The sequence below is a fragment of the Micromonospora rosaria genome (genome assembly GCF_001567585.1).
GTDB lineage: Bacteria > Actinomycetota > Actinomycetes > Mycobacteriales > Micromonosporaceae > Micromonospora > Micromonospora rosaria.
On the sequence record NZ_LRQV01000094.1, the window covers coordinates 14,328 to 28,770 of the forward strand.

General features: G+C 72.7%; 12 protein-coding genes. 7 read left to right on the forward strand and 5 right to left on the reverse strand.

Going from position 1 to position 14,443, the window contains the following annotated elements; all coding sequences use genetic code 11:
- Genes AWW66_RS21990 through AWW66_RS22005 form a run of 4 tightly spaced genes read left to right on the forward strand, consistent with a single transcriptional unit; the run spans position 1 to position 4,295 of the window.
- Positions 1-1,947 (forward strand): MraY family glycosyltransferase, encoded by a 1,947-nt coding sequence (locus AWW66_RS21990; protein WP_067369696.1) that lies wholly within the window; start codon positions 1-3, stop codon positions 1,945-1,947.
- Between the two features lie 5 nt (positions 1,948-1,952).
- Positions 1,953-2,501 (forward strand): hypothetical protein, encoded by a 549-nt coding sequence (locus AWW66_RS21995; protein ID WP_067369699.1) that lies wholly within the window; start codon positions 1,953-1,955, stop codon positions 2,499-2,501.
- Entirely contained in the window at positions 2,498-3,679 is a 1,182-nt protein-coding gene (locus AWW66_RS22000) for a M23 family metallopeptidase (RefSeq protein ID WP_067369702.1), read from the forward strand. Before AWW66_RS21995 ends, AWW66_RS22000 begins: the two co-directional genes overlap by 4 nt.
- Positions 3,680-3,692: 13 nt before the next feature.
- Positions 3,693-4,295 carry a hypothetical protein gene (locus AWW66_RS22005; protein ID WP_067369705.1) on the forward strand — a complete coding sequence of 201 codons (603 nt, stop codon included), beginning with the start codon at positions 3,693-3,695 and terminating at the stop codon, positions 4,293-4,295.
- 6 nt (positions 4,296-4,301) lie between these two features.
- Here AWW66_RS22005 and AWW66_RS22010 read toward each other — a convergent pair whose 3' ends face one another.
- Positions 4,302-4,724, reverse strand: a complete 423-nt coding sequence (locus tag AWW66_RS22010) for a hypothetical protein (RefSeq protein ID WP_342671931.1) — start codon at positions 4,722-4,724, stop codon at positions 4,302-4,304.
- Between the two features lie 351 nt (positions 4,725-5,075).
- Here AWW66_RS22010 and AWW66_RS22015 point away from each other — a divergent pair, with 351 nt between their 5' ends.
- A complete protein-coding gene (locus AWW66_RS22015) occupies positions 5,076-7,949 on the forward strand; it encodes an FtsK/SpoIIIE domain-containing protein (protein ID WP_067369711.1) in 2,874 nt (957 codons plus the stop codon).
- Positions 7,946-8,884, forward strand: coding sequence for a hypothetical protein (locus AWW66_RS22020; RefSeq protein WP_342671932.1), 939 nt, complete (start codon positions 7,946-7,948; stop codon positions 8,882-8,884). Before AWW66_RS22015 ends, AWW66_RS22020 begins: the two co-directional genes overlap by 4 nt.
- Before the next feature lie 186 nt (positions 8,885-9,070).
- Here the strand turns inward: AWW66_RS22020 and folE are convergent, their stop codons facing one another.
- From folE to AWW66_RS34545, 4 genes are all read right to left on the reverse strand, one after another.
- Complete coding sequence (folE, locus tag AWW66_RS22025) at positions 9,071-9,688, reverse strand: GTP cyclohydrolase I FolE (RefSeq protein ID WP_067369714.1); 618 nt, start codon at positions 9,686-9,688, stop codon at positions 9,071-9,073.
- 89 nt (positions 9,689-9,777) lie between these two features.
- Entirely contained in the window at positions 9,778-11,802 is a 2,025-nt protein-coding gene (gene ftsH / locus AWW66_RS22030) for an ATP-dependent zinc metalloprotease FtsH (RefSeq protein ID WP_067369717.1), read from the reverse strand.
- A gap of 544 nt (positions 11,803-12,346) precedes the next feature.
- Positions 12,347-12,922: a hypoxanthine phosphoribosyltransferase gene (gene hpt / locus AWW66_RS22035; protein ID WP_067369720.1), complete on the reverse strand. Its 576-nt coding sequence runs from the start codon at positions 12,920-12,922 to the stop codon at positions 12,347-12,349.
- Positions 12,923-13,019: 97 nt separating this feature from the next.
- Entirely contained in the window at positions 13,020-13,157 is a 138-nt protein-coding gene (locus AWW66_RS34545) for a hypothetical protein (protein ID WP_169807153.1), read from the reverse strand.
- A gap of 150 nt (positions 13,158-13,307) precedes the next feature.
- Here AWW66_RS34545 and AWW66_RS22045 point away from each other — a divergent pair, with 150 nt between their 5' ends.
- On the forward strand, positions 13,308-14,270 hold the full coding sequence (locus AWW66_RS22045; RefSeq protein ID WP_067369725.1) for a GlxA family transcriptional regulator: 963 nt from the start codon (positions 13,308-13,310) through the stop codon (positions 14,268-14,270).
- Positions 14,271-14,443: the final 173 nt, after the last annotated feature.

A 14,443-nucleotide genomic window follows, 5' to 3' on the forward strand; every position in this document is an offset into this window, starting at 1 on the left:
ATGGCGAGGGCCCGGGCACGGATCGCGGCGCTCCTCCTCACGTTCGGCGTACTGGCCGGAGCCACAGTCTCCTGGCCCGTACTCGGTCCCGCCCCGGCGTCCGCCGCCCCGGTGAGCGCTCGACAGGCAGCCGCCGACCTGTGCACCACCGAGGAATGGCAGGCCGACTTCCGCGCCTGCGTCGGGCGCCTCCAGCAGGTTGCCGAGTCGGAGGTGACCTGCCGGAAGCCGCCCACCCCCACCGCCCCGGACTCCGGGCTCGCCGGCTGGTTCGCCGCCCGCCCCGACTCGGCGAAGGAGCCCGGCCCGAAGGGCATCTACAGCGACTACGGCTACGCCGGCTACAGCTACACGACGTACGACATCGACACCGGCTGCGCCACCGCCGTGCTGCATCCGGATTACAAGTTCACCAACACGATCGCCAACGGCGAGTTCATGATCGCGACGGCCATCATCGGCGCCTCGAACGCGCTCCGCGAGCGCGCGTGGGACCCGGGCTCGATGTGGGGCTGGGCGGATCCGTTGGTCGACCAGGCCACCAAGGCCGTCTACCAGAAGGTTTTCAGCGTCTTCGGCATCATCACGCTCTGCGTCGTCGGCCTCTACCTGCTGTGGCGCTCCCGGCAGTCGGACATGAGCAACGCCATGACCACGGCCGGTTGGGCCCTGTTGGTGATGGTGGCGGTGACCGCGCTGGCGGCGTGGCCGGTGAAGTCGGCCAACATCGCCGACGGCACCCTGGTCACCACCCTGGGCGTGGTGCACGACGCAGTCGGCCCCGCAGCACGCGACACGCCACCCGATCAGTGCGACGACCCCAACCCAGAGGCATGTAAGGACAATCGGCCGCCTGCGGTTCGGGCGAGTGACACAGCCACCGAGGCGATGCTCTACCGGAACTGGCTGCGTGGCGTGCTCGGCTCGGCGGACAGTGAGACCGCGAAGAAGTACGGCCGGGCCCTGTACGACGCGAAGTCCCTGTCCTGGGAGGAGGCGGAGAAGCTCCGCGCCAACCCCCGCACGCGTGACGCGACCGTCAAGGCCAAGCAGCAACAGTGGATGACGGTCGCCCAGCAGATCAAGACCGAGGACCCGGAGGCGTTCGAGTACCTGCAGGGCACGCGGGACATGGACCGGGTCGGCGCGGGGTTCATCGCGGTGCTCGCCGCGCTCCTCTTCGCGATGTTCGACCTCACCGCCTCGCTGCTGGTGCTGCTCGGTTTCCTGATCTTCCGGTGGGCGGTGATCGCCGCACCGATCCTGGGCACCATCGGCCTGATGCGACCGGCGAGCGCCGGGCTCCGGCGACTGGGCAACGCGGTGGTCGCGGCCGTGTTCAACATCGCCATCTTCGGCACGGGTGCCGCCATCTACCTGTTCGCGGTCGACCTGATCATGAGTACCCCCACCCTGCCGGGCTGGCTCCAGGTGGTGCTGGTCTGGCTCTGCGGCGTCGTCGGATGGCTGTTGCTGCGCCCCTACCGTCGGATCACCCAACTCGGCGGCAAGGACAGCAGCGAGGCGGTCGGTTCGGCGAGCTCCTGGCACCGCCGGTTCTTCCGCGACATGCGTACCGCCGCACGGTTGGATGAGGCAGAGCCCGGTGGTAAGGGCGAACCCTCCGGCGGCCGGCGGCGGACGGTCGTGGTCGAGCAGAAGACCCTCCGCCCGGAGGCCCGGCTGGAGGATCCGGTCCACTCCAGCACGGCGCAGCCGGAGCGGCAACGTCCGGACGGCAGGGAACGACCCCAGGAGACCGTCGAGCCCGAGAAGCAGCAGCCGAAGCAGCCCACCACCGCGCCCCGTCCCCGCCGTCGGCAGCCAGCGGCCTGGACGGAGCCCGACGTGCCGGCGGAGCCGCCCTCGTACGCGATCTACCGGCCGGGCTCCGCTGACCGTACGCCCGCCACTCCGGCGCCCCGGGTGCGCTCCGAGGCCCGGTGAGGACGATGAAGCGTGCGGTGGAGTTCCTGTTCACCCGGGTGTTGCGGTCGCGCGCGGGCATCGCGGTGGCCATCGCCGTCCTCGTGATCGGGGTGATCGGGGCGGCCCGGCTGACCGCGGGCGTGACGGGGGCCGACTCCGGGCTGACCGGTGGACCGGCCGGGCCGATCAGCACCGTGGATCCGGAGTTCGGTGACGACGGTGCCATCTACACCCCGTCCCCGCCCGCACCGGTGACCAGTCCGGGCGAGTTGACACCGGAGCAGATCGCCGACAGGTTCACCACCGCCTGGCTCGGCACGCAGGGCATCACCGCCGAACAGTGGCACGCCGACCTGCGTCCGCTGTCCACGCCGGCCCTGATCGAGAAGATGGCCGGCGTCGAGCCGGAAGCGGTACCGGCCGGCCGGGTCACGGGCCAGCCCACGCTGCGGCCACAGAACGAGACCTTCGTCGAGGTGCTGGTACCGCTCGACGCTGGACAGCTTCGGCTCGAACTGGTGGCACCGGAGGGCCGGTGGTTGGTGGACGCGGTGGACTGGGAGCGGGGATGAGTGACGAGACGTCGGGTGCGGGTAGTCCCCGCCGTTCGCTCCGGCTCGGCGCGTTGGCCGCGGCGCTGACCGCGACGCTGGCCCTGCTCTGCTGCACCGGCGGGGCCGGAGCCTTCTTCCTCACCGAACTCGGCGGTGACTCGGACGACCCCCTGACGAATTCGATGTCGGGTTGCTCACCCGACCACAAGGTTCCCGACGTGACCGGCTCGATGCCCCGGACGTTCGGGTACGGCGAGCGGCAGATGCGCAACGCGGCCATCATCATCAAGGTCGGCCAGGACATGAAGGTGCCGGCACGCGGTTGGGTGATCGCCATCGCCACGGCCATCCAGGAGTCCGGCCTGAAGAACTACGCCAACTCCACCGTTCCCGAGTCCCTGGCCATTCCGCACGAGGCCGTCGGTAGCGATCACGACTCGGTGGGCCTGTTCCAGCAGCGCCCCGGCTGGGGCACGGTCGCCCAGCGGATGAACCCCTCCTACTCGGCCCGGAAGTTCTACGAGAAGCTCGTCAAGGTGCCGGACTGGGAAAAGCGGTCGCTGACCAACGCCGCGCAGATGGTGCAGATCAGCGCCTTCCCGGATGCCTACGCCAAGCACGAGGAGACGGCGAGCCGCATCGTCGACCTTCTCGCCGGCGGTGCCGCACGCACCGTTCGCTTGCCGGAGGGGAACGTCTGCGACGCCGCGTCGAAGGGGCAGATCGCCGCCTCGGGCTGGACCGCCCCCATCCCGGGCGGCGTCGGCTCCGGCTTCCGCACCAGTCAACGGCCCAGCCACAACGGCGTGGACATCGCGGCCCCGAAGGGCGTCCTGATCCGGGCCGCGTCCGCCGGACGGGTGATCGTGTCCCGCTGCGACCCGGACAACGCCGGGCGACTTACCTGTGACGTCGACGGCTGGCCGAACAAGGGTGGCTGCGGCTGGTTCGTCGACATCCTGCACGCCGGTGGACACATCACCCGCTACTGCCACTTGGTCGAACGTCCCGACGTCCGGGTCGGCCAGTACGTCAAGGCCGGCCAGGTGATCGGCAAGGTGGGCAGCAGCGGAAACTCCTCCGGTCCTCACCTGCACTTCGAGGTGCACGTCCGCTCGGACCGCTCCAGCGCCGGCGCCATCGACCCGGTGCCCTTCATGCGGGAGCGGGGTGCCCCGTTGAAGGGGGCCGCATGAGACGCTGGCAACGATGACCGGTCCCCTGCCCGACCCCTTCGCCGACCAGCCGGACTGGGCTCCGCAGCCGCCGAAGCCGATCGAGATCGTGCCGGCGACCGGCGGGGTGGAGCTCCGCGGGCGGCGGGTCTCGATCGGGCTGCCCGGCCTGGGCTGGCGCGGCGACCTTCGGGCAGACGAACGAGTCGTCCAGAGCAGCCGCACCTACGTCCCGGTGATCCCCGAACACGAGTGGTACCGCGCCGAGTCCGAGCAGGTCGAAGTGTTCGCTCCGCTCATCCCGGTGGAGCGGGTCTGGGTCGAGCGGGTGGCCACGGCACCGGAGTTCGCCGTCCCCCAAGCCGAGCCGAGCCTGCGCCTCGTCTCGCTCGACGCGCCGTCGCACCGGGCACCAACACCGGTCTTCGAGACCGACTCGGTCGTCGGGCGTCGGGTGGTGCACATGGACGACGGCACCGAGCGCCGGGACCTCCGCGCGGTCACCGAGACCTACTCGGGCACCGACGGGGACATCTGCGTGCGGGTCACACCGGAGTTGGAGTGGTACCGCTGGGCCTGGCGCGGCCAACCCCCCACCACCCTGGAGGTCCCCGTACACCTCCTCTGGATCGAATAGGAGCTTCTAGCCGACTTTGCGCCCGCCGCAGACACGCCATCCCGCTGTGTCGTCCACAACCTCAAACTGCCAGTCCTCACGTCGACTACTACGCGATTCACCGTTTGCCGAGCTCGATACAGTCAGCGTCGTCGCCACGCTTCGTCTTTCACCTGCCTCGGCCGCGACTAGCGGCCCCCAGGTGACAGCGACCCTGACATTAAAGTTCGCCTCCCGGCTTTTCATCTCCTCACGTAACAGACGAACAGCCGCCAGATCCGCGTCACGCTCGCAGGCGAAGAAGTTGGCCTTGGTGTCGTTTCGTTCGACGAGGAAGGCGCGTAGGTAGTTGTCCACGACCACGTCGGGGGCGCTGCGGTCGGGGGCGGTGGCCCGGTCGTACAGGAGGTAGCCGGTGGCGGCTCCGCCGACGGCGAGCAGGGCGAGCATCCCGATCACCAGAGCGACAACCGGACCGCCACCCCTGCGCCGTGGTGGCGGTGGCTGCGGGGCGAGCGGCGGGGGCGTGGCCTGGTCGGGTGGGGTCCGTTGCGCCGGTACGCGGGACACCTGGGAACCGGCGGGGGGCTGCACTGATTCCACCCCCTGAGGCTATCGGTTGGACGCCTCGTACCCAATGCCCCGGATGCTGCGGATCGTGAGCCACCGAACCCGGTTGGTGAGAGTTTCCCACGATCGGTGACAACTACGGCGCAGCGCCGGGGCGCATCCCGGATGTCCGGCTCTGCCTGGGATACGGTGCCTGCTCGGGGAGGGAGTTTGCCGACCTCGGGAAGAGGGGTGGAGGCGGTGGCCGTTCCGAGGGCACGTACGGGCCGCGCAGCCGCCCTGCACCGGCGGGCCGCCGCCACCGCCACCGCTGCCTCCGAGGTCCTGGACGAGACCCGGCCGGTACCGGCCGACCAGCGCCGCCAGTACGAACTCGCGGACCGGCTCCGGTCGGCGGCCACGATCCTCGCCCCCGGCTGGGCGGGAGCGCCCCTGGAGACGTTGACCGCGCAGACGCCCCCGGACGAGGTCCCGCCCTCCTTCGTCGTGGTCGGTACGGCGGCCCCGCTGGACGACGCGCGCTTCCCCGCGCTGGTGCCCCTGCTCGGCTCCGGTCATCTGACCGTGGACACGGATGCCCGGGACGCCCGGGTGGCCGGGCTGCTCCGCGCCGTGCTGCTCCGGCTCTTCGCCGCCACGCCGGCCGGCTGCCTGCTGGTCCGGGCCGTGGACGGAACGGAGGGCGGGGAGGTGTTCGCGCCCTTCGGCGCGCTGGCCGACGCCGGGCCGCTGCCGCCCCCCGCGCTCGACGTCGCGGGGCTGCGGGGGGTGCTCGGCGAGGCGGAGCAGTGGGTGGCGCCCGACGCCGCCCGACCCCGGCGGCGGGACCGTACGCTGCTGCTCGTGGTGTCGGCGTTCCCCGCCGGGACCGGCGACGCCGAGCTGGCCCGGTTGGCGGCGCTGGCCCGCTCCGGGCCGTCGGCCGGGTTGCACCTGGTACTGGCCGGCTGGCCCGGTACCGGCCGGGACCCGCTGCCGCACGCCACGCCGGTGACGGTACGCAACGCGTACGCGCTGGTCGGTGATCCGCCCGGTGCCTCGTTCGGCGGGGTGGGCGACGGGGCGGCGGGGGGCCTGAACGCGCCCGTCTTCCTCGCCGAGGATCCGCCGGCCGAGTTGGTGGAGACGGTCTGCCGGCACCTCGCCGAGCAGGTCGAGGCGGGTACCCGGTTGTCCCTGGCGGACCTCCTGCCCGAGCCCGGGACGCAGCGGTGGGCGGCGGACTCGGCGGCAGGGCTCAGCACGACGGTGGGCGACGCCGGGGGGCGGCCGGTGCCGGTGGGCTTCACCGAGTTGACCCCGCACTGGCTGGTCAGTGGCCGTTCGGCCGCCGGGCGCTCGGCCTTCCTGACCAACGTGCTGCTCGGGCTCGCCGCCCGGTACGGCCCGGAGGAGCTGACCCTGCACCTGGCGGACCTCGGTCCGGGTGAGGCGTTCGTGGAGTTCCTCCAGACCGAACGGGACCGGACCTGGATCCCCCAGGTCCGCTCCGCCGCGATGGCGGCCGACCGGGAGTACGTCCTGGACCTGTTCGACGCGCTGGCGACCGAGGTGCGCCGCCGCGCGGAGGTGGCCGCGCTCACCGGCGGGCAGCGCTTCGCCGACCTGCGGGAACACCTGGCGCTGCCCCGGATCGTCTGCGTGGTCGACAACCTTCAGGTGCTCTTCGGTGAGCCGGGCCGGGCGAGGTCGGCGGAGGTGTCGCCGGGTGGCACGTTGCTGCCCGGCGCACCGGCGGACCGGTCCGGGGCGGCGCGTTCGCGGGACCGGGCCACCCCGACCGCCGCCGCGCGGAGCCGGGACGGGCTCGGCGCGACCGCGCTGGCCAGCCTGGACACGCTGGCCCGCGCCGGCCGGGCGTACGGGGTCCACCTGCTGCTGGCCGGGGAGGACGACCTGGGGCTGGGCACCGGGTCGGGTTCGCGCGACTCGATGCTCGGACAGTTCCCGGTCCGGGTGGCCCTGCCCGGGGGCGGCGCGGTGCTGGAGCCCAGCAACGACGCCGCGGCCGGACTGCCGGTGGGCAGCGCCGTGGTGAACACCGCCGGTGGGCTGGGCGGCCCGCAGGGCGCGACCCGGGGCCACGAACGGATGATCCGCTTCCCGGACCCGGAGGACGCCCCGACCACGGTGGAGGAGCTGCGCCGTACGCTCTGGACGGCCCGGCCGGACGGGTCGTCGCCGCCGCTGGTCTTCGCCGGGTACGCCCGCCCGCTGCTGCGCAACGACCCCTGTTACCGGGCTGCCCTGCTGGGGCGGGCCCCCGGTCCGGCCGCGCTGCTGGGGCGGGCGGTGGACGTCGCACGGTCCACGGTCGCGGTGCCGCTCGGGCCGTCGACCGGACGTAACCTCGCCGTCCTGGGCCCGGGGCTGCCGGCGGCCCGGCTCCTGGCCACGGCGACGCGCGCCACGGCCGCCCACCATCCGCCGGGTACCGCCCGGTTCGTCATCGCCTGCCTGGTGGACGAGGCCGTCCCGGTGGCCGGACGACTGGCGGCGGAGTTGGCCGGGCAGCACGCCGTGACCACGGTGGACCGCTCGGGCCTGGCGCACCTGCCCTTCCTGGGGAGCCCGGAGGAGGCCCACCCCGGGCGGCCCGACCGCTCGACCCGGCCAGACACGCCGGCCCAGGCCCAGGCCAGGACGCCGGCACAGGTCCAGCCCGCACCGGCTGCGCCGGAACAAGCGGGGACGGGATCGGCTGCGACCGGGACGGGGCCGGTGGCGGGGGATGGGACGGGGCCGGTGGCGGCCGAGGGGCCGATCGTGCTGGTGGTCTTCGGGCTGGACGCCCCCTCGGCCGAGGAACTGCCCCGCGAGCGGGTGCGGGCGCTGCTGCGCGACGGGCCGCCGGCCGGTACCCACCTGCTCGGCTGGTGGCGGACGACCCCGTCGTTCGCCGCGCTGCTGGAGCCGGACGGGGAGGTCGACAAGCTCGCTGCCGTGGTGGCGGTGGACGTGCCGGGCGCGCAGCTGGCCGGGGTCTTCGGCCGGCCGGTCCAGTGGCGGCCCCGACCGGCCCGGGCGGTGCTCTGGGACGGCCCGGACGAGCAGGGCCGGGTGCTGGTGCCGTTCGCCCTCGAGGACGAGGAGGACCAGGCATGAGCCCACCGGGCGACATGCGGACGGTACCTGTTCCCGGCCGGCAGAGCGCCGGCGACCCGCAGCCGGCCACGTCGCGGGACCAGCCGGCCCCGGCACCCCGCGACCAGCTCGACCCCGTCCCCGTGCCGGCGCAGGAGCCGCAGCGAAAGGCGCGTCCCGCCGGGACGGTCCGGGCCGAGGGCGACGGCACGTCGCACCCCGGGCAGAGCGCGCCGGTGGCCCCCGCATCCCGGGTCGACGCCGAACACACCCCCGACCGGCCCGAGCCCGAGGAGGGGGTGGAGTCCGCCGCCGATCCGGTGGCCACCGCCTGGACGGCCTACCTCGCCGCCGCCCGGCAACTCGACGCGGTACGCCGCAGCGCCGCCACCGCCGCCGGCGAGCAGCACCGTGGGGTGCAGGCCGCCCGGGAGGAGTTGGCCGAGGTCCGCACGAGACTCACCGCCCAGCAGGTCCGGCTCCGCGAGCTGGGCGTACCGGCGATGTCGCTGCAACCGTCGCCGCCCGAGGTGGCGGCGGCCACCCGGACGATGTCGAGCGGACCGGCGGCCGTGCTGACGGCGCTGCGGACGGCGCGGGGCTGGGTGACGGACGGCGAGGCGGTACTGGACTCGCCGGGGATGTTCCGGCTGGACCGGTGGCCGGTCCGGCTCCGCAACCTGGTCGTGTACGGGCCGTTGGCGCTGCTCGTACCGGTGCTCCAGGTGGTGCTCCACCTGGTGGCGGGCCCCGGCCCGGTGACCGTGGCGGCACTGCTCGGTGGTGTGCCGATGCCGGCGGCGGCCTTCCTCGCCGGCTGGGTCGGCCTCGGCCGACTGGTACGCCCCGGACCGGACGGGCGCCTGGACCGCACCCCCCGCTTCGGGGCGCTGGTCTGTCTGGTTCCGGCGGTGCTGACCACCGCCGGCCTGCTCCTGGTGATGCTGGCCGGCTGACCCGCGCCGTCCGTCGAGCGACCCGAGCCGCCCGGGGACCGACCGAGCCACCCGCCCGGCGAACCGGCATCCCGACCAGCACCGGCGCGTCCCTGACCCGCCCCGGGCGACCGCCGCGCCGGTGCGAACGGCCCGCCCCGGCGCGGTGCGCCGGAGCGGGCCGGAGGTGCGGGACGGGCGGCCGGCTCAGCGGGGGATGATCAACGCCATCGCCTCGGCCCGTGACTTCGCGTCGTGCTGGAGGCTGCCCCGGACGGCCGAGGTGATGGTCTGGGCGCCGCTCTTCTGGATGCCCCGCATCGCCATGCACATGTGCTCGCACTGGAGCACCACCACCACGCCGCGCGGCGCGAGGCTCTCCATCAGCAGGTCGGCGATCTGGGAGGTGAGCCGCTCCTGCACCTGGGGACGGCGGGCGAAGACCTCGACCAGCCGGGCCAGCTTGGACAGGCCGGTGATCCGGCCGTCCGGGCCGGGAATGTACCCGATGTGCGCGCTGCCCCGGAACGGGAGCAGGTGGTGCTCGCAGAGGCTCATCACGTCGATGTCCCGGACCAGCACCAACTCTTCGTGGTTGGCCTCGAAGGTGGTGGTGAGCACCTTGGCGGGGTCGACCCGCAGCCCGGCGAAGAGTTCGGCGTACGCGCGGGCCACCCGGGCCGGGGTCTGCACGAGGCCGTCCCGGTCGGGGTTCTCGCCGACCGCGATGAGGATCTCGCGGACCGCCTTCTCGATCCGGGTGAGGTCGATGGCCTCCTCGACCGGACGCCCGGTGAGCTTGCCGTTGATCAGCCGGGCGGCGATGTAGTCCAGCCCGTCGTCGCCGGGCTCGGTGGCAGAGTCGGCGGCGGCCGGCCCCGGCTGTCCGGGTCCGGCCGCCGTGTCGTCGGTACTCAGTGCTGGCCGTCCGAGCTGTTCGACGAGGTGTTTCCACCACCGCCGACCGTGGCCTGCGCGCCGTCGGCCTGGGCCTGCGCCTTCAGCGCGTCCTTCTCGGCGGGCGTCAGCACCGGCGGCTCGGTGGAGGGCTGCCGCTTGCCGAACCCGTTGTACGGGGCCATCGGCGGACGCTTCACCACCCGCTCGCAGATCCGGGCCATGTCAGCCGTGGAGAGGGTCTCCTTCTCCATCAGCTCCAGGACCATGTTGTCCAGCACGTCCCGGTACTCCACCAGGATCTCCCAGGCCTCGTCGTGGGCCAGCTCGATCAGGGCGCGCATCTCGGCGTCGATCTCGGCGGCCACCGAGTCGGAGTAGTCCCGCTCGTGGCCCATGTTCCGGCCGAGGAACGGCTCGTCGCCGCTGGTGCCGTACTTGATCGCACCGAGCTTGGAGCTCATGCCGTACTGGGTGATCATCGCGCGGGCCAGTTGGGTGGCCTTCTCGATGTCGTTGCCGGCGCCCGTGGTGGGCTCGTGGAAGACCAGTTCCTCCGCGGCCCGGCCGCCCAGCGCGTACGCCAGGGTGTCGATCATCTCGGCCCGGGTCTGGGTGTACTTGTCCTCGGTCGGCAGGACCAGGGTGTGCCCCAGCGACCGGCCCCGGGACAGGATCGTCACCTTGTGCACCGGTGCCGCGTGCGGCAGCGCCCAGGCGACCAGCGCGTGCCCACCCTCGTGGTACGCGGTGATCTTCTTCTCCTGGTCGCCCATCACCCGGGTCCGGCGCTGCGGGCCGGCGATCACCCGGTCGATCGACTCCTCCAGGGAGTCGTTGCTGATCGCCCGCTGGTCCTTGCGCGCGGTGAGCAGCGCGGCCTCGTTGATCACGTTGGCCAGGTCGGCACCGCTGAAGCCGGGGGTCCGCCGGGCCACCGCGTCGAGGTCGACGTCGGGCGTGAACGGCTTGCCCTTGGCGTGCACCCGCAGGATGGCCTTGCGGCCCTCCATGTCGGGCGCGTCCACCGGGATCTGCCGGTCGAACCGGCCGGGACGCAGCAGCGCCGGGTCGAGGATGTCCGGCCGGTTGGTGGCGGCGATCAGGATGACTCCGCCCTTGACGTCGAAGCCGTCCATCTCGACGAGGAGCTGGTTGAGCGTCTGCTCGCGCTCGTCGTGGCCACCGCCCATGCCGGCGCCACGGTGCCGGCCGACGGCGTCGATCTCGTCGACGAAGACGATCGCCGGGGCGTTCGCCTTGGCCTGCTCGAAGAGGTCCCGGACCCGGCTGGCGCCGACACCGACGAACATCTCGACGAAGTCGGAACCGGAGATCGAGTAGAAGGGCACCCCGGCCTCACCGGCGACCGCGCGGGCGAGCAGGGTCTTACCCGTACCGGGCGGACCGAACAGCAGCACACCCTTGGGGATCTTCGCGCCGAGGGCCTGGTACTTCGCCGGGTTCTGCAGGAAGTCCTTGATCTCGTGCAGTTCCTCGACGGCCTCGTCGGAGCCGGCCACGTCGGCGAAGGTGGTCTTCGGCGTGTCCTTGGTGATCATCTTGGCCTTGGACTTGCCAAAGTTGAGCACCCGGGAGCCGCCGCCCTGCATCTGCGACATGAAGAACAGCAGCAGCAGCACGAGCAGCGCGATCGGCAGCAGGTTGACCAGCAGGCTCACCCAGATGCTGTCCGACGACACCTCGACGTCGGCCGGGCCGGTGACCCGGTTGGCGGCCTTGGCCTCGAGGACCTGGTTCCACACCTGCTGGCCGGCCTCGTACGGGAACTGGGCCTCGATCAGCTTGGTGGTGGTGTCCCCGAACTCGGCCTCCTCGGCCAGGTCCAGCCGGATCGTCTGTTCCTTGTCCTGGTAGACGACCTTATCGATCTTCGCAGTGTTGAGCTGGTCCAGCGCAACGGTGGTGTCCACCCGGTGGTAGCTGGGCCCAGCGGTGAAGAGCTGACTGAGCACAACGGCGCCGAGGATGACCAGGATGATCCAGACCACCGGTCGGCGGAAGAAACGCGTACGTTCCATGCTGTCGTCGAGCGCCGAGACGCCCGCATCCTCCTGATCGACGTCCTGACCGTCTGATGGTGTCGCCGCCGGGGCGGCTCGCCGGAGCCGCCGTGCGGGCCGGCCTCGACCCCGAAGCACGAAACTGCCGCGCCGCGGTCATTCGACGGTACACCGTGCACGCGAGGTGTGAGCGTTTCGGGGCTGCTCGCAGGGGAGCGACAGCACCGGACGCGAGGGTCGTCTCGCGGACGCGCCCCCGCCCGCCGGAGCCGACGGACGAAGCCGTGACCCCCGCCCGGACGCGGGCTGGTGCACCGGCGAAGGCCGGCGTGGCGGGGAGATCCGCTCCGGCCACCCGCCCGCCCGGTCACGCGGGGCGGAGGGCCGGGCGCGGAGCCACCTCCACGCCACCGACACCTACGGTAGCCGGGTCGGCTGAAAGTGTGCTGTACGTCCGCTAGACGGACGCGGATCGGACGCGGTCACGAGCCGGGCGGCCGGCCGTCGGCACCGGATGGGCCGACCGGGCGGCGCGGCGGGGCCCGGAACCGGGCCCGCCGATTCAGCTACGGGCGTAGACGTCCGGCTTCAGGACACCGACGTACGGCAGTTCGCGGTAGCGCTCACCGAAGTCGAGGCCGTACCCGACGACGAACTCGGTGGGGATGTCGAAGCCGACGTACTTCACCGGGACCGGCACCTTCACCGCGTCGGGCTTGCGGAACAGGGCCACCACCTCGACGCTCGCCGCCGACCGGGACTCCAGGTACCGCAGCAGCCAGTTGAGCGTCAGCCCGGAGTCGACGATGTCCTCGACGACCACCACGTGCCGGCCGGCGATGTCCCGGTCCAGGTCCTTGAGGATGCGGACCACCCCGGAGGAGGAGGTGCCCTGGCCGTACGAGGAGACGGCCATGAACTCCAACTCGGCCGGCGGGCCGTGCCGCCCGAGCGCGCGGGCGAAGTCGGCCATGAACATGACCGCGCCCTTGAGAACACAGACGAGCAGCAGCGCGTCGGTCGCTCCGGCGTAGTCCACCGAAACCTGCTTGGCCAGTTCTGCGGTCTTCTCGCGGATCTGTGCCTCGGAAATGATCACGTGGTCGATGTCGGCGTCGTACCAGGAGCCGTCAGCCATGCTCCTAGCCTGCCGTACGCCGGTGGGCTTCCGTCGGCGGGGCCGCCGCTTTGCCGCGACCCCGCCGGAACATCAGGAACAGAAGCCCACATTCTGGTCAGCAGGCCCCGGGGCGGAGCCGGCGACCCTCGTCGGTCGACCGCCAGTCCGCCGAGTCGCGGCTGTCCACGGTCAGCCCCAGCGCCGAGGCGGCGGCGAGGGCGAGGAAGAGGAAGAGAAGGAACAGGATCTCCATGGCGGCGCTCGCTTTCGCGTGACTGCTCTCGATTTCGCCGCCGGTGCGCACCGGACTGGGTCCAGTCTGCGCCGGGCCCATTCCACCGAACAGTGGCAGGAATGCCACCCGACCTAGAAATCCTGCCAGCGCCCGGGTTACCCTCGTCACATGCTCCACTCGGTGGCGGTCATCGCGCTCGACAACGTCGCCGTCTTCGAGCTGGGCGTGCTCGCCGAGATCTTCGGCACCGACCGCAGCGAGGACGGCTTCCCCACCCACCGGTTCACGGTCTGCACCGCCGACGGCGCTCCGGTGCGGACGAAGTCCGGATTCGCCCTCGTCCCGCACACCGATCTGGGGGCGGTCGCGGACGCGGACCTGGTCGCCGTGCCCGCCCACGCCGAGGGGACGCCGATCCCCGACGCGGTCCTGGAGGCCCTGCGCGCCGCCGCCGACCGGGGGGCGTACGTGATGAGCGTCTGCGCGGGCGCCTTCGTGCTCGGCGCGGCCGGGCTCCTCGACGACCGGGAGTGCACCACCCACTGGCGGCACGTCGACGAGTTGCAGCGCCGGCACCCCCGGGCCCGGATCCGGGTCAACTCCCTCTACGTGGCGGACGGCCGGCTGCTCACCAGCGCCGGCACCGCCGCCGGCATCGACGCCTGCCTGCACCTGGTCCGCGAGGAGTACGGCTCGGCGGTGGCCACCCGGCTGGCCCGTCGGATGGTCGTCCCGCCGCACCGCGACGGTGGGCAGGCGCAGTACATCGAGGCGCCGATCCCGACGACGCCCGAGGCGCCGACCCTGGAGCCGGTGCTGCAGTGGCTGATGGGGCACCTGGACCGCCCGGTCACGGTCGACGAGCTGGCGGCGCGGGCCGGGATGTCCGCGCGCACCTTCGCCCGCCGGTTCCGGGCCGAGACCGGGACCACCCCGCACGACTGGTTGACCAACCAGCGGGTGCTGCTGGCCCGGCGGCTGCTGGAGGAGACCCGGCTGACGGTGGAGAACGTCGCCGACCGGGCCGGGTTCGGGGACGCGGCCACGCTGCGGCACCACTTCACCCGCCGGGTGGGGGCCACCCCGAACAGCTACCGCAGCACGTTCCGCGACCGCCTGCACGCCGGCTGAGGCCGGGGCGCCTCCTGCTCACCGTCGGCGGGCGCGGGCGCGCGGCAGGAGGGTCGGCCGCCGGCGCACGACGAAGCCGGCCGGCACCCCGGGTGGGGTACCGGCCGGCGGATGCTCAGCTCTTCCAGTGCTCGGCGACCAGGTCGGCGGCCTGCTTCTCCCACTGCGCGTAG